At 56.0% G+C, this 19891-nt stretch carries 17 protein-coding genes; 11 read left to right on the forward strand and 6 right to left on the reverse strand.

From position 1 onward, the window contains the following. The first annotated feature begins 152 nt into the window (after window positions 1-152). Window positions 153-2132: a Lon protease family protein gene (locus tag CK911_RS06755; protein WP_042023424.1), complete on the forward strand. Its 1980-nt coding sequence runs from the start codon at window positions 153-155 to the stop codon at window positions 2130-2132. A 73-nt stretch (window positions 2133-2205) separates the two neighbouring features. Further along, window positions 2206-2766, forward strand: coding sequence for a 3-hydroxyacyl-[acyl-carrier-protein] dehydratase FabA (gene fabA / locus CK911_RS06760; protein WP_098969419.1), 561 nt, complete (start codon window positions 2206-2208; stop codon window positions 2764-2766). An 84-nt stretch (window positions 2767-2850) separates the two neighbouring features. Here fabA and rmf read toward each other — a convergent pair whose 3' ends face one another. The 4 genes from rmf to rlmKL all read right to left on the reverse strand — a co-directional run bounded on the left by rmf (window position 2851) and on the right by rlmKL (window position 7582). Then, complete coding sequence (gene rmf / locus CK911_RS06765) at window positions 2851-3027, reverse strand: ribosome modulation factor (protein WP_082186839.1); 177 nt, start codon at window positions 3025-3027, stop codon at window positions 2851-2853. A gap of 161 nt (window positions 3028-3188) precedes the next feature. Beyond that, the gene (locus tag CK911_RS06770) at window positions 3189-5099 is read right to left on the reverse strand and encodes an ABC transporter ATP-binding protein (RefSeq protein ID WP_098969420.1); all 1911 of its coding nucleotides are present in this window, start codon (window positions 5097-5099) and stop codon (window positions 3189-3191) included. A 75-nt stretch (window positions 5100-5174) separates the two neighbouring features. Beyond that, the gene (locus tag CK911_RS06775) at window positions 5175-5405 is read right to left on the reverse strand and encodes a glutaredoxin family protein (RefSeq protein ID WP_042023414.1); all 231 of its coding nucleotides are present in this window, start codon (window positions 5403-5405) and stop codon (window positions 5175-5177) included. Continuing rightward, complete coding sequence (gene rlmKL / locus CK911_RS06780; protein WP_098969421.1) at window positions 5405-7582, reverse strand: bifunctional 23S rRNA (guanine(2069)-N(7))-methyltransferase RlmK/23S rRNA (guanine(2445)-N(2))-methyltransferase RlmL; 2178 nt, start codon at window positions 7580-7582, stop codon at window positions 5405-5407. Before rlmKL ends, CK911_RS06775 begins: the two co-directional genes overlap by 1 nt. A 235-nt stretch (window positions 7583-7817) precedes the next feature. Here rlmKL and CK911_RS06785 point away from each other — a divergent pair, with 235 nt between their 5' ends. The 9 genes from CK911_RS06785 (at window position 7818) to CK911_RS06825 (ending at window position 17825) form a co-directional block, all read left to right on the forward strand. Continuing rightward, window positions 7818-8186 (forward strand): response regulator, encoded by a 369-nt coding sequence (locus CK911_RS06785; RefSeq protein ID WP_042023407.1) that lies wholly within the window; start codon window positions 7818-7820, stop codon window positions 8184-8186. A 16-nt stretch (window positions 8187-8202) separates the two neighbouring features. Further along, a complete protein-coding gene (locus tag CK911_RS06790; RefSeq protein ID WP_098972511.1) occupies window positions 8203-8523 on the forward strand; it encodes a lipid asymmetry maintenance protein MlaB in 321 nt (106 codons plus the stop codon). After that, window positions 8510-10672 (forward strand): chemotaxis protein CheA, encoded by a 2163-nt coding sequence (locus CK911_RS06795; RefSeq protein WP_098969422.1) that lies wholly within the window; start codon window positions 8510-8512, stop codon window positions 10670-10672. The genes CK911_RS06790 and CK911_RS06795 overlap by 14 nt, the downstream gene beginning before the upstream one ends. Window positions 10673-10715: 43 nt before the next feature. After that, window positions 10716-12398, forward strand: a complete 1683-nt coding sequence (locus tag CK911_RS06800) for a methyl-accepting chemotaxis protein (RefSeq protein ID WP_098969423.1) — start codon at window positions 10716-10718, stop codon at window positions 12396-12398. A 117-nt stretch (window positions 12399-12515) separates the two neighbouring features. Next, window positions 12516-12941, forward strand: coding sequence for a chemotaxis protein CheW (locus tag CK911_RS06805; protein ID WP_253860414.1), 426 nt, complete (start codon window positions 12516-12518; stop codon window positions 12939-12941). After that, window positions 12941-13801: a protein-glutamate O-methyltransferase CheR gene (locus tag CK911_RS06810; RefSeq protein WP_253860389.1), complete on the forward strand. Its 861-nt coding sequence runs from the start codon at window positions 12941-12943 to the stop codon at window positions 13799-13801. Before CK911_RS06805 ends, CK911_RS06810 begins: the two co-directional genes overlap by 1 nt. Continuing rightward, a complete protein-coding gene (locus CK911_RS06815; protein WP_098969425.1) occupies window positions 13798-14868 on the forward strand; it encodes a chemotaxis response regulator protein-glutamate methylesterase in 1071 nt (356 codons plus the stop codon). The genes CK911_RS06810 and CK911_RS06815 overlap by 4 nt, the downstream gene beginning before the upstream one ends. A 13-nt stretch (window positions 14869-14881) precedes the next feature. Beyond that, entirely contained in the window at window positions 14882-16108 is a 1227-nt protein-coding gene (locus CK911_RS06820; RefSeq protein ID WP_098969426.1) for an EAL domain-containing response regulator, read from the forward strand. A gap of 85 nt (window positions 16109-16193) precedes the next feature. Continuing rightward, a complete protein-coding gene (locus CK911_RS06825; RefSeq protein WP_098969427.1) occupies window positions 16194-17825 on the forward strand; it encodes a methyl-accepting chemotaxis protein in 1632 nt (543 codons plus the stop codon). A 417-nt stretch (window positions 17826-18242) separates the two neighbouring features. Here the strand turns inward: CK911_RS06825 and CK911_RS06830 are convergent, their stop codons facing one another. Continuing rightward, window positions 18243-18779, reverse strand: coding sequence for a cell division protein ZapC (locus CK911_RS06830; protein WP_098969428.1), 537 nt, complete (start codon window positions 18777-18779; stop codon window positions 18243-18245). An 89-nt stretch (window positions 18780-18868) separates the two neighbouring features. Continuing rightward, window positions 18869-19879 (reverse strand): quinone-dependent dihydroorotate dehydrogenase, encoded by a 1011-nt coding sequence (gene pyrD / locus CK911_RS06835; RefSeq protein WP_042023386.1) that lies wholly within the window; start codon window positions 19877-19879, stop codon window positions 18869-18871. Between the last annotated feature and the right edge of the window lie 12 nt (window positions 19880-19891).

Consider the following 19891-nt stretch of genomic DNA (forward strand, 5'->3'; position numbering starts at 1 on the left):
GCATTTGGGGGCCTCTGGCCCCTTTGTTCTACCAACAAGCATGACTGCGCATAATGTATATTATGTTAAATTCAATATCTTGTTTCCTGTTACCACTAATTGAACTGTGTATAATGGCAACAATTGATCCTATCTTCGACCGGATGTCTTAAGTGGCTGAATTAACATCAGAACAATTAAAACCCGCTTTTGCGATTGAACAGTTCTCCATGCTCAGTGAGCTTGAACCTATCCCCTTTGCCGCATTGCAACCCAGAGCCATCTCCGCGGTCAAACGCTTGGCCAGTTTTGATGGTGACTGTCCGGTAATGCTGCTCAACGGTTTTCCGGGTGCAGACTATGAAGGCGTCTGTCAGACCCTTATTGCCGACTCCAATGGCAAAGATGCCGATTTGTTTGATCTCTGCTACACCGAGAATCTGAACAATCCCTTCAAGCCTATCTGGCTGCGGCTGCAACCCGGCACGGGTATCGAGTTCTGCGAAATGGTTGGCGAGCTGCTCAAACTGATGAGCCTCCATCTTGATGCGGAGCGTCTGGTCACCCGCATCATGCGCAAGCAAAACAATGATCCGAAGATCGATGATTTTCTGTCTGATCTGGCCGCTCACGTAGCCCAGGGTCTGGAGTTTCAACATCCAGTGCTGATTAATCTGCTGATCCATCACGAGCAGCAAGAAGCACCGGTGGTTTATGGGCGAGACCTGAACTGGGATACCCTGTTTGGCTCCATCAATTACCAGACCGAGCAAGGCTCTGTGTATGCCAACCAGCACCTGCTGGAGCCTGGCTTGCTGCGCGAAGCCAATGGCGGCTATCTCATTTTGCAACTGGATGAGCTGCTTGATCAGCCCCACCTCTGGTTCAAGCTGAAGAATGCCATGCAAAAAGGCGAGCTGGACTGGAACGCCTATCAGGAAGGGAAAACCCTGACCCCCTTCTTTACCCCTGAAGCGACGCCGATCAAGCTCAAGCTGATCCTGGTGGGTGATCGCCTTGAGGTAGCAGAGTTCCAGATGCTGGATCGCGATATGTCCGAGCGTATCTTCCTGCGCGCCGATCTGGTTTCCGAGGTCAATATCGAGGAAGATCTGCAGGAGTTTTTGCAATATCTGGCTGGGTTACGCCTGCGCTGGAACCTGCTGGACTTTACTCCTGCCGCCCTCGCCGCGCTCTGCCGTCATGCCAGCAGACTGTGCGATCATCAGGAGTGGTTGTCTCTCTCCGAAGTACAACTGGCCGCCATCATGCGGATGTCGGATAGTCTGGCCCGCGAGCTGGAGTCTGATGTCGTCACCGATGACCATATTCGGGGGGCCTTGGAAGAGCAGGATTATCGCCTCAACTATCTGGTTGAACAGTCAGATCAGGGGGTCATTGATGGCCAGATCTTGCTGCAGACCGATGGTGAAGAGATTGGCCAGATCAACGGCCTTTCCGTCATTCAGGTCTCTGGCCACCCCTATGATTTCGGTGAACCGGTACGCCTTACAGCAACCGTGCATCTGGGTGATGGCGATGTGATCGACATCGAGCGAAAAGCGGAACTCGCTGGCCACATTCATGCCAAGGCGATGATGATCATTCAAGGTTATCTCTCCAATATGTTCGGGGCTGAAACCCCTACCCCGCTCTCTGCCAATCTGGTGTTCGAGCAGTCGTATCATGAAATTGATGGCGACAGTGCGTCACTGACCGGGCTATGCGCCCTGCTCTCTGCCCTCGCCCGCCAGCCGATTTATCAACAGTTCGCCGTGACCGGTGCCATCGATCAGTTTGGTAATGTCGAGGCCGTGGGTGGCGTCAATGAAAAAATTGAGGGCTTTTTCCGGGTATGCCAGATCCACGGCATAACGGGGAAACAAGGGATTATTTTGCCCGGCACCAACGCTCAGCAGTTGAATCTCTCTGATGAGGTGATTGCCGCTGTGGCGGCGGGCCAGTTCCATATCCACCCGGTTTATCACGTGGAAGAGGCTATCGAATTGCTCACCGGCTGTGTGGCTGGCGAGCCGGATATGCCGGATACCCTGTTTGGCCGGATCCAGGATCGACTGGATGAATTGAATGGCAGCGGCCGAAAAGGCGGCCTCTTGAGCGCCCTGTTGGGCCGCCTGCTTGGTCGCTCATAAAGAGATCGGAGTTGTTTAGCGAACAGCTGTAAGCTAAATTGGCGCAGCTTTACTCATTTGAAGGAAATTCAGCGTGACCGTAGACAATACCACCATCGCAGCTCCCCTTTCTCTGTGCGAACAGGGCAAGAACTCTTTTACCCGTGAAGAGCTGCTGGCTTGTAGCCGTGGTGAGCTGTTTGGTGAGGGCAATAGCCAGTTACCGGCTCCCAACATGTTGATGATGGATCGCATCGTCAAGATCAATGACAACGGCGGCGAGCATGGCAAGGGCGAGATCCTGGCTGAACTCGACATTACACCTGATCTCTGGTTCTTCGATTGCCACTTCCCGGGTGACCCCGTGATGCCTGGTTGCCTTGGTCTGGATGCCATGTGGCAGCTGGTTGGCTTCTTCCTGGGCTGGAAAGGCGGCCCTGGCAAGGGTCGTGCTCTGGGGGTGGGTGAAGTGAAATTCACCGGCCAGATCCTGCCGACTGCCAAGAAAGTGACCTACAAGATCACCTTCAAACGCGTCATCAACCGCAAATTGGTGATGGGTATCGCTGATGGCGTCGTCGAAGTGGATGGCCGCCCGATCTACAGCGCAACTGACCTGAAAGTTGGCCTGTTTAAAGATACCACCGCATTCTGATCACTATCCTCAGTGGTAAAACCGCAATAACGCAAAGGGGCCTCGATGGCCCCTTTCCTTTTGTAATATGTGATGAAGTATCGATTACTTCATGAAGAGGCCAGAGCCCCGCCCTTCCATGGCATCACGCCAACCACCAAGCCAATGCCCACGGGCATCCAGACATTGATACGGACACGCTTCTTTCTGTTTGCCGACAACGCCAGCCTGATAACCACGAGCACGAGCTCTATCCAGACGGTCCCGTTTCTGTCTCTTCATCATCTACGACCCTCTTCGTGGAACAAAAAAAGCGACCAATTGTTCATCGGTCGCCTTTATCTTTACCCCAGCGAGCAGGTCCGGTCAAACAAAAACATTCACCCTGACCGGGCTATGTGACACAAGACACTGAACTGGATTAAGTTTTAATGACAGGGAACTTAATCCTGATTTTTGAGTCCTTCCAGCTCTTCCCAACGGGCAAAAGCCTGTTCCAGCGCGGCTTCAGCCGCACTACAGGCATCCAGTTTTTGCTGGGTTTGATCACTGGGCAAGGAGAAGAAGCTGGGCTGGTTGATCTCGCTTTGCAGCGCTTCCAGCTCCCCTTCCAACTGTTCGAGACGAGCAGGTAAACCGTCGAGTTCAAGCTGCAGCTTGTAAGAGAGCTTCTTGCTCTTCTTCGGCGCTTCGCTAACCACTACCGCGGAATCAGCAGCCTTGCTCTGGGTGCTCTTGAGCTGCTGTTGTGAGCTCTGCAGCTCGCGGGTGGCCATCATATCGGCATAACCACCGACGTAATCGCTGATGCGGCCATCCCCTTCAAACAGCCAGCAACCGGTCACGGTATTGTCGATAAAGCGACGATCGTGACTGACCAGCAACAAGGTGCCCGGGTAGTCGGCCAGCAACTCCTCCAGCAATTCCAGGGTTTCCACATCCAGATCGTTGGTCGGTTCATCGAGGATCAGCAGGTTGCTGGGCTTGAGGAACAGTTTGGCCAGCAACAGACGGTTCTTCTCGCCGCCGGAAAGCGCCTTGACCGGAGTACGGGCACGCTTGGGCTCGAACAGGAAGTCCTGCAGGTAGCCGAGGATATGACGGGAGCGACCACGCACCATCACCTCCTGCTTGCCCTCCCCCACGTTCTCCATCACCGTCTGCTCAGGATCGAGCTGATCACGATACTGGTCAAAATAAGCCACATCCAGCTTGGTGCCGCCCTTGACCAAGCCACGGCTTGGCTCCAGCTGACCCAACAGCAATTTGATCAGGGTGGATTTACCACAACCGTTCGGGCCAACCAGCGCAATCTTGTCGCCGCGCAGCACTTGCAGATCCAGCCCTTGGAACAGGGTACGAGCGCCAAAGTCCAGTCCCAGACCTTCGGTTTCAAACACCAGCTTGCCGGAGCGATTCACATCGTCCATCTGCAGTTTGGCCTTGCCTTGCAGCTCACGGCGCTGGGAACGCTCCATTCGCATCGCCTCAAGGGCGCGCACCCGACCTTCGTTACGGGTACGGCGGGCTTTGATGCCCTGACGCACCCACACCTCTTCTTGTGCCAGCTTGCGATCGAACTCGGCATTTTTCAGCTCCTCGACCCGCAGCCACTCCTCTTTGCCCAGCAGATACTGATCGTAGTTGCCAGGCCAGGAGGTGATCTCGCCGCGATCCAGATCGATGATCCGGGTCGCCAGCTTGTGGATAAATTCCCGGTCGTGGGAGATAAAGACGATGGCGCCACGAAAATCTTTCAGGAACTCTTCCAGCCAGTTGATGGCTTCAATGTCCAGGTGGTTGGTCGGCTCATCCAGCAACAACAAGTCGGGATCGCAAGCCAGTGCGCGGGCCAGGGCAACTTTGCGCAGCCAGCCACCGGAGAGGCTATCAAGGGTCGCGTCGGGATCGAGATTGAGCAGGGTCAACACCTGGCTGATCCGGGTCTCGAACTGCCAACCGTTCTGATAATCGAGCTGCTCTTGCAACTCGCTCATGATGCGGATGTTGGCATCGCTGGGGTCGTGCGCCAGCTCCATGGAGATGTGGTGATACTGCTTGAGCAGTTCACCGACGCCAGCCAACCCTTCGGCGGTGTAGTCAAATACGGTCAGCTCGCTCGATGCGGGCGGATCCTGTTCAAGGCGGGTCACTTTGAGATCTTGCTGCTGCACCATGCGACCGTCATCAAGGGGCAATTCGCCCGCGATCACTTTCATCAGCGTGGATTTACCTGCCCCGTTGCGGCCAACCAGACAGAGACGCTCGCCGCGCTCAATGCTGAGCTCGGCGTTGTCGAGCAGCGGGAAATCACTGAACGACAGACATGCGCCGTGCAATGTTAAAAGAGCCATGTTTATTCCTTATTTCATATGAAAAAAACGGGCAGCAGACTGAAGGTCTGCCCCCGTTTTATCGTCAATTCAACATCAACCCCGATGCGCAGCCCAGGCCATCAACTCCACCAGCGTAAAAGGCCAGCCGAGTTCGCGACCCGCCTCGTCACGCAGTACCGGAATGCGCACCCGATAAGCCGCTAGCCACTGCTCATCATCCATGATGTCGCTCTGGCGGGTGGCGGCGGCAAGGCCGGCCTGCTCCACCAGCCCCCAAGCCTGCTCACACAGGTGACAGCCATCGGTGTGAAACAGGGTCAGCATTACGACTCAGCTTGCGCCGGTGCATGGGTGATGATCCAGCAGTTATGGATATGCTGGTTACGTTCGAAATCTTTCGGCCGGGTCTTCTGGGTAATGTTCTGGGCCTTGAGACCTGCGGCTTCAAGCCCGGCCATATCCATCTTGAAGTGACGCTTGTTGTTGGAGAACACCAGGGTGCCATCTGCCGCAAGCAGGCGCTTCAGGTGCTGCATCAGCAGCAGGTGATCGCGCTGTACGTCAAAGCTCTCATCCATCCGCTTGGAGTTGGAGAAGGTCGGCGGATCAATAAAGATGAGGTCGTACTGATCATCGGCTTCAGACAACCACTTCAGACAATCGGCCTGCACAAACTTGTGCTGACGGCCCACCAGCGAGTTGAGACGCATGTTGTCTTGCGCCCAGTTCAGGTAGGTGTGCGACATGTCGATGGTGGTGGTCTCGCTGGCCCCGCCAAGCCCAGCATGCACAGTGGCACTGCCGGTATAGGCGAACAGGTTCAGGAAGCGCTTGCCCTTGGCCATCTGACCCAGCATGCGGCGGGTCTGACGATGGTCGAGGAACAGGCCGGTATCCAGATAGTCGTAGAGGTTGACCCACAAACGGGCGCCGTACTCCTGCACTTCCATCCGGTGTTGCTCTTCGGAGAGCTTCTGATACTGCTGTTTGCCTTCCTGACGCTCACGCACCTTCAGGATCACCTTTTCGCCGTCCATACCGGTCACCTTGATGGCGGCCTGAACCATGTCGAGCAGACGCTGACGGGTCTTTTGAGCGGGGATGTCCTTCGGCGCAGCATACTCCTGAACCACCAGATAATCCTGATAGCGGTCGATGGCGGCGTTGTATTCCGGCAGGTCGGCATCATACAGGCGATAGCAATCGATGCCCTCTTTACTCGCCCATTTCTCGAGGGTCTTCAGATTCTTGCGCAGGCGGTTGGCAAAGTCCTGAGCGACCTCTTTTTGGGAAGCCACGGAGTCCAGTGCGATTTGATAATTGCGCAGCTGACACTCAAGGGCGCCGTTGAACAGGCGATATTGCTTGTCGGCACGCAGGCGCAGACAGCTCAAGAGCTCAGGTGAAGCCGACAGGATAGAGACACGCCAGCCCTGGAAACTGCGACGCAAGGCATCGCCGAGGGCCTGATGCACTTCCAGCAGCGCCGGGAACTCGCCCAAACGCTCACCATAAGGCGGGTTGGAGATCAGCATACCGACCTGACGAGCCTCCCCTTCGGCGCTCGCCATCGGCAAGGGGTTATCCAGCGCACTGACTTCGGCCTGCTTGAAGGTAATCAGGTGCGCCACACCGGCTGCCTTGGCGTTGTCACGGGCTTTCATCAACACCCGGGCGTCGGTATCACAACCAAACAACTTGGTCTCACAACGCTGCATACCACGTTTGGCGCGCACTTGCGCTTCCATCATCAGGCTCTGCCACAGCTCGCTATCGTGCTGCAGCCAGCGATCAAAACCGAAGCGCTCGCGGCGCAGAGCCGGCGCCATGTCGGCAGCGATAAAGGCCGCTTCGATCAGCAAGGTACCGGAACCGCACATGGGGTCCATCATCGGCTCACCGGCCCAGCCACTACGGGCAATCATGGCGCAGGCCAGGTTCTCTTTGAGCGGTGCTTCACCTGTGCCCTGACGATAGAAACGCTGGTGCAGCGCTGGGCCTGACAAGTCCAGCGTGATATTGGCCTTGCCTTTGCCCAGGTGCGCCATGATGCGAATATCCGGCGATTTTTTGTCAACGTCCGGACGCACATGGCCACGCTTGGTAAAGCGGTCAACGATGGCATCCTTGATCTTCAGCGCGCCATATTGGGTATTACGAATAGCGGGATTGGTACCGGTAAAGTCCACTGCAATGGTGGATGTGCCGGGGAAATGCTCTTCCCAAGGGATAGTGTGAGCGCCCAGATAGAGATCCAGATCGTCGTTCATCTGGAATTCGGACAGCACCAGCACGATGCGGGAGGCAAAACGGCTCCACAGGCAGGCCTTGTAGCCAATAGCCAGTTCGCCTTTGAAGTGGACGCCAGCCACGGTCTCACGGACCTGCTCTGCGCCCAGGGTGGTCAGCTCGTCGGCCAACAGGTTTTCCAGCCCCTTGGGGCAGGTTGCAAAAAATTCTTTCATCACGCTCACGGGGAACCCATAAAAATAGTGCCGCATTATACCCTATATGGCCGCGCTGAGCATGCAAAACTAGGGTAGAAACGATGACAGCCGCGGAATTGAACCCGCCCACCCACCGGATGAAATTCGCGATCCCCTCCTCCCATCCCTGCGTTTGTCATCCTTTGACTTCATTTTTAAAAAATCTACACACATCAAGTTATTGGACAACAATTAGGGGGCTAGAGAAATGTCATCCGGATACCCTCTTCGCGTATGAATGAGCATGCACATGACTAAAACCATCCTCGTTGTGGACGATTCTGCCAGCATCAGAGCCACCATCACCATGACATTGCAAAGCGCAGGCTTTGCAGTGATTGAGGCTGATGATGGCAATGCGGCTCTTGGCCAGCTGGAACGCCAGCGCGTACACCTGATTATTTCGGATCTCAACATGCCAGGCATGGATGGCATGACCCTGCTCAGGCAAGTCAAGAAGCAGCCAACGACCCGCTATCTGCCGTTCATCATGCTGACTACCGAGAACTCGCCAGAGATCCGGCAGGAGGGGTTTGACGCGGGGGCGCGCATCTGGCTGACCAAGCCGTTTGAACCACTCAAGCTGATCGATGATGTCTACAAGGTGATGCAACCATGAAACGGGAGCAATGGAGATGAGTTTCGAGCTTGATATTCTGCATGCTCCCCCGACCGCCACGCTGACGGGGGAGCTCACCATCATGACCCTCGGCGAGCTGCAAGACGATCTCTTCAGCCTGCTGAACTTTGCCATCGTCGTGCTGGATATCAGCCAACTGGAGGCGCTGGATGGTTGTGGTGCCCAGCTACTGGCGCTCTTGCAGCAAGAAGCCAACCAGCAGAACAAGAGTCTGCGGATCCGTACAGGTGAAGAATGTGTGGCACAACAGGCGTTGAGTCAGCTCGGCCTGTTGCCCATGCTGACCTTGGTGAGGGCTCAAGATGGACATCAATAAAGCGCGCGCCCTCTTTTTTGAAGAGGCCTATGAGCAGTGCGACAATCTGGAGCACGCCCTGCTGGACAGAGAGGCCTACCCCGCGGATCCGGATACCTACAATCTGATGTTTCGCACCGCCCATACCATCAAGGGATCGGCCAGCATGCTTGGGCTATCCATGCTGGTGCGGTTTGCCCACGCCATGGAGAACATGCTGACGAGGCTGCGCAGCGGCGAGCTCCAGCTCGATGAGCATCTGATCAATCTGCTGCTGGCCTGTAACGATCAGTTGCGCGATCTGCTGCAAGGGGCCGAGCACAACCCCGAGTTGCCGCAAACCGAAACCCAGCAGATCCTGGCGCTGCTCTCCCAGCTGCAGGGCCATCAAAACATGCCCAACCCGCCAGTCTCACTCCCCGTCCAGACCGTTGCTGCCGAGCAAGATATGCGAGCATGGCACCTGTCGCTGCGCTTCTATCCTGCCCTCTATCAGGATGGTTTCGATCTGCTGGCGTTTATCCGCTACCTCGCCAATCTGGGGGATATCGTCTTTATCGAGCCGGTCTGGCATGAGTGGCCACCACTACAACTGCTTGATCCAACCGAGTGTTTTCTGGGTTACGAGATCACGCTGCGCAGCGCACAATCCCCCGAACGCATTCGCAGCACCTTCGATTTTGTCGCGCACGCCAGCATTATCTGCCTGCTCACCCCTCATCAGGATCTGGCCGAATTTGCCAAACAGGGCGCGCGGCTGGCCCAGTGGCGCAATGAACCGCTGGCGGCGCAACTGGCTCGCTGGGAAGCGGCCAGTGTGCTGACCCGGACAGAAGCGGATGCCATCGAACAGGGCGTATACGACACAGCGCCCGCCGCCTCATGTGATCCGAGTGATCAGCCCGCCCCCGCCAACCCGCAGAGCGAAGCCGACAATCCACTCCCCCTTCCGCTCAAAGCCGCGCCGCTGCGGGGTGAAGGGCACTACATCCGCATTGAAGCCGCCAAACTGGATCGACTAATCAACCGGGTGGGCGAGCTGGTGATCGCCACCTCGGCCACCACCCTGCAGGCAAAAATGCGGGGGGATGCCGAGCTGGTCGAGTCAGTCGCCACCGTCAACACCCTGGTCGAGGGGATCCGTGATGATGCCCTCACCCTGCGGATGGTGCCCATCAACGAGATCTTCAACCGCTTTCCCCGTCTGGTTCATGAACTGTCCCAACAAACCGGTAAAAACATCAGCCTGCACATCAACAACGCCGATACCGATATCGACAAATCCATGGTCGAGAAGCTGACCGATCCCCTGATGCATCTGGTACGCAACGCCGTCGACCATGGTATCGAGAATGAACAACAGCGCCTGCAGGCGGGTAAACCTGCATCTGGCGTGATCACCCTCAATGCCTACCACGACGCAGGCGCCGTGGTGGTTGAAGTGAGCGATGATGGCCGCGGCATTGATCGGGAGAAGATCCAGGCCAAGGCGCTGTCCCTAGGCATGACACAAGAGGGCAAGGTATTGGGGGAGCAGGAGATATTCCAGTTTCTGTTTCAGCCGGGCTTCTCCACGGCCGCCGATGTCAGCGATCTCTCCGGTCGCGGGGTCGGGCTTGATGTGGTCAAACGCAATCTGGAGTCGCTGCGCGGAGAAGCCACCATCGAAAGTCGTCTGGGGGTGGGCACCACCTTCCGGCTGAGGTTGCCGCTGACCCTTGCCATCATCGACGGTTTTCGCATCGAGGTGGATCACTCCTCACTGGTGATCCCCCTCGACATGATGATCGAGTGCATCGACCTGCCGCCGGAGGCGTTCGATACCCCGTCACGCCAGATCAATATTCGCGGCGAGTGGGTGCCCTTCATCGTGTTGCGCGAACTGTTTGCCCTCCCCCCAGCCAACGAGCCCGCCTTTGTGGTGATGGTCGATTATGCCGACAACCGGGCAGGCATAGTGGTGGATCGGCTGATCGGCGAAGTACAGGCGGTGATCAAACCGCTGGGCGAGCTGTTCAAATCCCTGCGCTATGTCAGCGGCTCCACCATTCTGGGCAACGGTCAGCCCGCCCTTATTCTCGATGTGCCACAGCTGATCGAGCTGGCACGGCGCAGAGAGCAACATTTGCTTCATCAACAAGCTGATGCGGTGTTCAGCATCAGGAATTGATGCGCACCATACTGTTATCAACCGGATTAACGGAGTCAAAACCATGGACTGGTTTCACAACTTGCAAGTCAGAACAAAACTGGTGTTTTCGTTCTCCATCCTGATGGTGCTGCTGGTGATATTGACCCTCACCAGTTACCACTCCACCAAGGCAATGGCTCAGCTGGTCAAGAACATGCATGCCAATCAGCTGGTTCCTATCAGGGATCTGGCCAATGCCAATATGCAAGCGATCTACATGAACCGGGCGCTCTATCGCTATGTTCTGGAGTCGAGCGAAGAGAGCAGAAGAACCAATGCAGGCAACATGCTGCGCTATGAGAAGCAGCTCAACAAGTTGCTGGATGCCTACCGCAAAACCAGCCTGACCCAGCCGGAGATCGATGCGCTGGCCCGTTTTGACCAGGCGTGGGCCATCTATAAAACCTCTGCCGAGACCATCATTCACACCGCGCAAGCTGACATCGGAGACAGCCTCAATAATCAGAGTGCGGCGAAGCTCATGGCAGAACAAGGACGTCCGGCCTTTGATCAGGCGGATGATCTGCTGACCGAGCTGGTCAATCTCAATGACAAGCTGGCCACCCAGTCTCTTGCTGAGAGCGAGGTGATCTACCAGAGCAACTTTAGCCTGCTAATAGGGCTATCAAGTTCTGCCTTTGCCATCTGCCTGCTGCTCGCGCTGCTGGTGACTCGCAGTATCTTGCGCCAGCTGGGGGGCGATCCCTCCTATACAGTGCAGGTTGTCTCCCGAGTTGCCAATGGCGATCTCTCCACCCCGGTCAAGTTGCGGGCCGATGACACCTCCAGCCTGCTGTTTGCCATCAAGAGCATGGCCCATCGCCTCTCCGATACCCTCAACGAAGTGGGCGCCATGTCGGAGGCCATCGGTTCGGCCTCCGAACAGGTAGCAGCCACCGCCAACTCCCTCTCCCAAACCGCCTCGGAGCTGGCATCCAGCGTCGAACAGACCAGCGCTTCGGTTGAAGAGATGGCCGCCACCGTGAGCCAGAACGCCGACAACGCCAAGGTGACCGAAAATATCTCCACCAAGGCGGCCAGCAGTGCCACCGACAGTGGCAAGGCGGTCGGTGAGATGGTTCACGCCATGAAAGAGATCGCCTCTCGCATCACGGTGATCAACGACATCGCCAACAAAACCGACCTGCTGGCCATCAATGCCGCCATCGAAGCGGCGCGGGCCGGTGAACACGGCAAAGGGTTTGCCACCGTGGCGGCCGAGGTCAGAAAACTGGCTGAACGCTCGCAAAATGCCGCCAAAGAGATTGGCGAGCTGGCCAGCCGTTCGGTCAGCGTGGCCGAACAGGCGGGCACCCTGCTGCGGGAGATGCTGCCTGGCATCGATCAGACCGCCACCCTGGTGCAAGAGATCGCCTCCGCCTCTCGCGAGCAGCGGGCCAGCGTTTCACAAATCAATATCGCGGTGACCCAGATCAGCGATGGCATGCAGGCCTCTGCCGCCTCTGCCGAGGAGCTGAGCTCCACCTCGGAAGAGCTGAGCTCCACCGCCCTGCAACTGCAGGAGCTGATGCAGCAGTTCACCCTGAGGGGAGGCAACAGTCGTCAGCCACAGCCGTTCCACGGTTCACACTATGTGGCCAAACCCGTTAGCCAGAAAAAGAGCGCCCTGAGCCAACATCCACACCTGCACCACGACGAGGATTTGGAGCGGGAAGTCGATGATGGCAAGTTCACCAACTACTAGGAGCCGGCATATGCGCACCAAACTTGCTCCTGAGACCACCACCTCCCACTTCCACTGCGTGACCTTCATGCTGGGGGGGAGCTGTATGGGGTCGATATCAGCTGCATCCGTGAAATCATCGAGTTTGAGGGGATGACCCCGGTGCCCATGATGCCGCGCTTCGTCAGGGGGATTATCAATCTGCGGGGCGCAGTGGTGCCCGTTATCGACCTATCCATCCGCTTCGGACGGGCCCAGACCGAGCTTAAACCGACCACCTGTGTGGCGATCCTCTCCCTGTCAAACTGCAACGGCGAAGATCAGGAGATCGGCATGCTACTCGATGCCGTGTGTGAAGTGCTGGAGATCGCCACCGACACCATAGAGCCCGCCCCGACCTTTGGCGCCCATATCCGGGGGGATTTCATTCAGGGGGTGGTGACCATCGCCCAGCAGTTCGCCATTTTGCTCGATATGCAAAAAGCCCTCTCCATTGCCGAACTCAGCGCCATGGCGGAGGCGTCCACCAGCCAGCTATTCAATCTCGAGCAAGGGGGATGCTAGTGGCATCACTCGTCACACCGGAACAGGGGCCGCAGCTTAGCCAAAAGGAGTTCGATCTGTTCCGGCGCTTTATTCTGACTACCGCTGGCATCGACCTTGCGCCCTGCAAGCGAGCGTTGGTGCAATCACGGCTGGCCAAACGGCTGCGGGCACTCAACATCAGCAGCTACTACAGCTACTGGGAGTGGATAAATCAGCCCTCGGAAGCCAATGAGCGGCAAATTGCGATCAATCTGCTCTCCACCAACGAAACCTATTTTTTCCGCGAGGCGCAGCACTTCAGCTGGCTGAAACAGTACGCCGAGCAGTTGCAAGCAAGCCGCCGCCAGCCGCTACGCATCTGGTCTGCTGCTTGCTCCACCGGGGAGGAGGCTTACTCTGCCGCCATGGTGCTGGCGGAACAACTCGGCATCAGTGAACGTTGGCGGATCTACGGGACCGACATCAATACCCGGGTGATCCCCATTGCCCAGCGCGCCATCTACATTGCAGAACGGGCCCGGCATGTCCCCCCCCATTTGTGGCTGCGCTATTTTCAGCGCGGCCATGACGAATACACAGGCAAGATCCGGGTCAGACCGGAGCTGGCCAGAAAGGTCTCGTTCTCCAACCTCAATCTGCTTACCTGCAGTGACTTTGTTGAGCGGGATTTCGACGTGATCTTTTTGCGAAACGTGCTGATCTATTTCAATGAAGCGACCAAGGCGCGCGTGCTATCACAGCTATGCGGCCTGCTCAGGCCCGGTGGCTATCTGCTGGTTGGTCACTCAGAGATCATCCGCCAGCAAGATCTGCCGCTGGAACAGGAAGCCCCTTCTCGCTATCGCTGCCAGGAGCCCCTGGCCAAGGATAATGTATGACGATACGGGTCTTGATCGTGGACGACTCGGCCCTGGTGCGAGAGGTGCTCACCCAGATGCTGGACAAAGCCCCCGATATTGAGGTGATTGGCGCTGCGTTTGACCCCATTTTTGCCATGCAGCAGATGAAAAAATGCTGGCCGGACGTGATCATTCTCGACATCGAGATGCCAAGGATGGATGGCCTCACTTTTCTCAAGAAGATCATGACCGAACGTCCCACCCCGGTCATTATTTGCTCCTCCCTGACCGAAGCGGGGGCCGCCGTCACCCTGGATGCCCTCGCCGCTGGCGCCATCTCCATCATCACCAAACCGGCTGTCGGCATTAAAAGCTTTCTGCAGCAATCGGCCAATGAGCTGATCCAGGAGATCCGGGGCGCGGCCAATGCCAAATTGCGTAACTTGCTCCCGGCCAACCAGCCCGCAGGCTTCGTGCCCGCCCCCAAACGCAGCGCAGATGCCATGCTCTCCCCCCCGGCCGAGCGGATCAAATTCAAAACCACCGAGCGGATCATTGCCGTGGGCACCTCAACCGGAGGCACCCAGGCGCTGGAGTATCTGCTGACCCGATTGCCCACCAGCTGCCCGGGGCTCGCCATCGTCCAGCATATGCCCGCCAAATTTACCGCCTCCTTTGCCGATCGGCTCAATGGTATCTCCCAGTTGGAAGTGAAAGAGGCCGTGACCGGCGATCGCCTGCTGCCCGGGGTCGCGCTGATTGCCCCGGGCGGCAAGCATCTGCTGATCCAGCGCAGCGGCGCCCAGTATCTGGCCGAAGTGAAAGAGGGGCCACCGGTCTCCCGCCACTGCCCGTCGGTGGATGTGCTGTTTCGCTCGGTGGCGGTGAGTGCGGGTCACAATGCGCTCGGGGTCATCATGACCGGCATGGGGGACGATGGTGCACGTGGTTTGCGGGAACTGCACGACACCGGCGCCCGCACCATTGCCCAGGATGAAGCCAGTTGTGTGGTATTTGGCATGCCCAAAGAGGCGATAGCCCACGGCGGGGTCGATGAAGTGATGTCACTTTCGCAGATAACACAGACGCTCGCGCGTCCGGATTAACAGGGGATTAACTATGTCATTAGCGCAATGGCAGGGCCGCTGTGCCCTGGTGGTCGATGACTCTCGCACCCAGCAATACGAAGTGACCTGCCTGTTGCAGGAGCTGGGCTTTGGCCAGATCCATGTTGCCAACGATGGCCAGGATGCCCTCAACAAACTGCAACAGATCGACCATGTGGATCTGCTACTCACCGACCTCAATATGCCTGGCATGGACGGGGTGGAACTCATCAATCAGCTGGAAAAACAGACCAACTACCAGATGTTTATCGCAGTTATGAGCGCCGTCGATCGGGATGTACTGGACGTGATCCACTCCATCGCCGATGCCGGCACGCTGGAAGTGATCGGGGTGCTGGCCAAGCCACTGAGGAAAAGTGATTTGTACGGCATACTCCAGCATTGCGATCCCTTGAAACACCGCAAAAGTAACAACTGGATGCAACTCAGCTTTACCGTGGAGGATGTACAGCAGGCGCTGGATAATGGCCAGTTGGTCCCCTTTCTGCAGCCCAAGATCGCCATGGTGGACTCCAGTCTCTACGGTTTTGAAGCGCTGGTTCGCTGGCGTCACCCTGAACACGGGGTGCTCCCGCCGCTCTGTTTTGTCCATCATCTGGAACAGGGGCAATTGGCGCTGGACTTTTTCTATCTATTTTTACATGCCACCTGCGAGGCACTGAATAGCTTAAGTACCCTGCCTGCTCCCATCAGCTGTTCCATTAATATGCCGGTCACCCTGCTGACCACCGATAAATTGGTCGAGAACATGGTCAATATTGTTCAGGAGCATCAACTGCCCTGCAACGCCATCATTATCGAAGTAACCGAAACCACGGTGATGTCAAATTTGGCCATGTCGTTGGGCACGCTGGCACGGTTGAGATTACGGGGATTTGGCGTCGCCATGGACGATTATGGGACGGGTTACTCCTCCATGAAGCAGTTATCTCGCTGTCCCTTTACCGAGATCAAGATTGATAAAGAGTTTGTCCACGATGCCCATACCAGCCCCAAGAAGTTGGCTATATTGACATCAGCGATCGTGATGAGCCAAAAACTGGGGCTTAAAACTGTGGCTGAAGGGATTGAGAGCGAAGAGGACTGGCAACAGCTGGCCCTGCTGGGCTGCGAACTGGCACAAGGCTATTACATCAGCCGCCCTCTGCCACTGGACCAAATTGAAAACTGGTTTGCCGAATGGCAAGCCAGATCAACCTCACCAGCCAGACCATATTGAATTTGTCCCCTGACCAGGGGGAAATAGTACAAAAGCAGTCGCTTTATCACTGCAAGGAACGCTAATCATTAGCATGAGGCTATTTATGAACAATCTAATACGTCAGTTTTCCATTAAAGTGCGGCTGATAATCTCATTTTTACTGGTAAACCTTATCCTCATTGGAGTGGGGTTGTATGGAAAACAAAATACCAGCGTTATAAACGACATGTTGAATGAGATGTATATCAACAATCTCACTCCCATCAAGGATCTCGCCAACGCCAATATGCAGGCGATCTACCATAACCGCTCACTATTTGATTATGTTATCGAGCCAACCCAAGCCGGGATGGACAACATTGCCCGTGAAATGGATGGCTACGAGCAACAAATGCAGGGGTTGCTCAATAAATATCGCGCCACCGAGTTGACCGATACCGAGAAAACCACGCTGGCGCAAGCGGATCGGGCCTGGCCTATCTACAAGGAGAGTGCCAAAAAGGCCATGGCAGCCAGCTATGCCAATGACAACGATGCCGCTGTCAAATTGATGAAAGGCGAAGCCGCTGCCAATTTCAAAGTGCTCGACGACCAGCTCAGCCAGCTGGTGGAATTCAATGAACAACTTGGCACCAAAGCCTATAAAGACAGTGATGTGATCGTGGCTGACCTCACTGCCACGACCTACATCATTCTCACCATCTCCGTCATCTTGTCTCTGCTGCTGGGTTGGCTGCTGAGCAACAGCATCAACCAGCCACTGGTCAGCATTATGGAAGAGATCAAACAGCTGGCTGCCGGTTATCTCACCGCGAAAGATAACTCGGAAGGCAATGATGAACTGACCCAGATGCAGCTCTCGATGATCAACGCTCGCCGCAGTCTGCGCGATATCGTCTCCACCATGCAGCATGCCGCAGAAGGGCTCACGGCCAGCTCCTCTCAGCTGGTCGCCGCCGCGCAGCAAGTCAACACCAGCTCCCAGCAACAGTCGCTGGCTACCGCCAATACCGCAGCCTCGGTGGAAGAGTTGACCACCTCGGTCTCCCAGCTCTCCTCCTTCGCCAATCAGGCCAATACCGTGGTCATGGAGTCTGGCGAGATTGCCCACGCCGGTGAAGAACAGGTCAAGCGGGCCTCCCAAGAGGTGGTGCGGGTAACCGCAGCGGTCAATGACTCCGCCAAGCAAGTTCAGGGGCTGTTTGATGACATCACCCGGATCAGCCAGATCTCGGTGATGATCCAAGGGGTGGCCGACCAGACCAACCTGCTGGCGCTGAACGCCGCCATTGAAGCGGCCCGCGCCGGTGACATGGGTCGTGGCTTTGCGGTGGTGGCGGATGAGGTTCGCACCCTGGCCGCCCGTACCACGCAAGCAACCCAGGAGATCAACGAGATGCTGCAGTCGATCCAGCAAGGAGCGACAGGCGCGGTGAAAGGGATGAATACCTGCGCCGACAGCATGGATACCGTGCGGGAGACCACGGATCACTCCAGCAACACCATGGCTCAGGTCGATCAGAGTTCACGCAAGGTGGTTGGACTGATCCAGGAGATCAGCTCCATGCTCCATGAACAGGCCGCAGCCAGCCAGCTGATTGCCCAATCCGTTGAAGAGATCACCCAGATGTCAGTGGAGAACGTGGCAGCGGCCGAGAGCGTCAACCACGATGCCTCCCAGCTCACTGACATCATTCAGCAGCTGGATCAGGGGATCCGCTTCTTCAAGGTCTAAGCAAGCAGACAGACCACAAACCGACTGGTTTGTGGTCTGTTCAATCAGCCTCATCGATTCAGGTTCCGTTAATTCAAGTCGCATTGGTTCAAGTAGCATATTCAGTACTTTGGTTTCACTACTCTGGTTTCACTACTCTGGTTTCAGTACTCTCCAGTCTGAAAATTGTGAGTGACAGTGGTTGTGGCGGGAATAATATCCCGCCACTTTTTTTTGCTGCATTTATGACGAGGAAAGCACGCTGCTGTGTTGGGAAAATGGTGAGAAATGACAAACAGAGAGAGGATCAACAGAAGGTGCGGGGGCTCTAGCAAACCAGATAAATCACATGGCAATCAAAACGGTAAACCGACAGTCTTCAAACAAGGAGGTAAGCATCGCCCGCGATAATGGCAAGCGGGTTAATAGAATGCGGGATCAACTGACCTGACGATATTGCTCGGCCACGGTAATACGCGGTTTCATCCGGTTATTCATCACCTTGATCACCCCGAAACGGGGTAGGACTTTGCTGGTGGTCAATACCAGATCGGCAGTGAGGTTCAAACAGACGCTGGCCTGCTCTCCTGCCTCAATGACCATAAATTCCCCGTTGCCATGCGGTGTATTCATCCAGACCAGATCACCGTTTTGCGGGATCACCTGCGGATGCTGTTCACTAAAAAACCAGCTTTGTGGCATCAGGGGTTTATAAAAGCGACTGACAGCGATGGCATTGAGTACCAGTTGCACCTGATGGGGAATACTCCAATCAAGTTCGGCGGCTTTATCCATCAACTGATAATAGAGGGCGGCATCGTCGACACAAAAAGGCTGGGTAGCAAAGGAGCTAGGCACCAATTGTCGCCCTTTATACTCGGTAGCAAATAACATGTTATCGGACAGGTCCAACATCAGACGGTCACTCTGGGCATCATAGTGCCATTTCCAGCTATCGGTCGGTTGGATAAACATGTTGGAGCCCTTGCTTGAAATTTCGTCTATCGACTTTATTCCATGTCGATAAAATCAGCAACATCAAATAAAGGGCTCCACCCTATTTCTTATATATTGGTCACGATCTCTTTGACCAGACCCGGTCCTTTAAAAATAAAACCGCTATAAATTTGTACCAGACTGGCACCGGCGGCCAATTTTTCACGGGCGGCCATGGCACTATCAATACCGCCCACCCCGATAATTGGCAGCGCACCATTTAGCGCCTTGGCCAGATGACGGATCACCTCGGTGCTCTTGTGTTGCAGCGGACGACCACTCAGGCCACCCGCTTCACCGGCATGGGGCATGTCATAAATCATCTCGCGCTCAAGGGTGGTATTGGTGGCGATAACCCCATCGATGCCATTACGCACCAGCGAAGCGGCGACCTGGTCTATTTCTTCAAGGCTTAAATCCGGGGCAATTTTAACCGCCAGCGGCACATACTTTTTATATTGGGCGGCCAGCTCTTGCTGACGCACCTTGAGGGCTGCCAGCAATTCATCCAGCGCCTCGCCATATTGCAGCGAACGCAACCCCGGGGTGTTGGGGGAAGAGATATTGACGGCAATATAACCGGCGTGATCATAAACCTTGTCCATACAGATCAGGTAATCATCCTTGCCCTGTTCGATAGGGGTATCTTTGTTCTTGCCGATATTAATGCCGATCACCCCCTGATATTTGGCCTCTTTTACCTTGGCCACCAGATGATCCACCCCCTTGTTGTTGAATCCCATCCGGTTGATGATCCCCTCTGCCGGAATAACCCGGAACAGGCGAGGCTTGTCATTGCCGCTCTGGGGTTTGGGGGTGACGGTACCTACCTCGATAAAGCCAAATCCCATGGCACCCAGCGCGTCTATGCACTCACCATCTTTATCCAGACCCGCCGCCAACCCCAGCGGATTGGCAAAAGAAAGCCCCATGACAGTGACGGGGCGTTTGGGTAAATTCTGGCGGAAGAAACAATCGAGTGGCGTACCGAGAAGACGGGGCAAATATTTCATGGAGAGATCGTGAGCCTGTTCCGGATTGAGCTTGAACAGGAAATGCCTGGCGATGGGGTACAACATCTTTGCTCCTTA

It is taken from the genome of Aeromonas sp. CU5, from assembly GCF_002586745.1.
In the GTDB taxonomy this organism is placed as follows: domain Bacteria; phylum Pseudomonadota; class Gammaproteobacteria; order Enterobacterales; family Aeromonadaceae; genus Aeromonas; species Aeromonas sobria.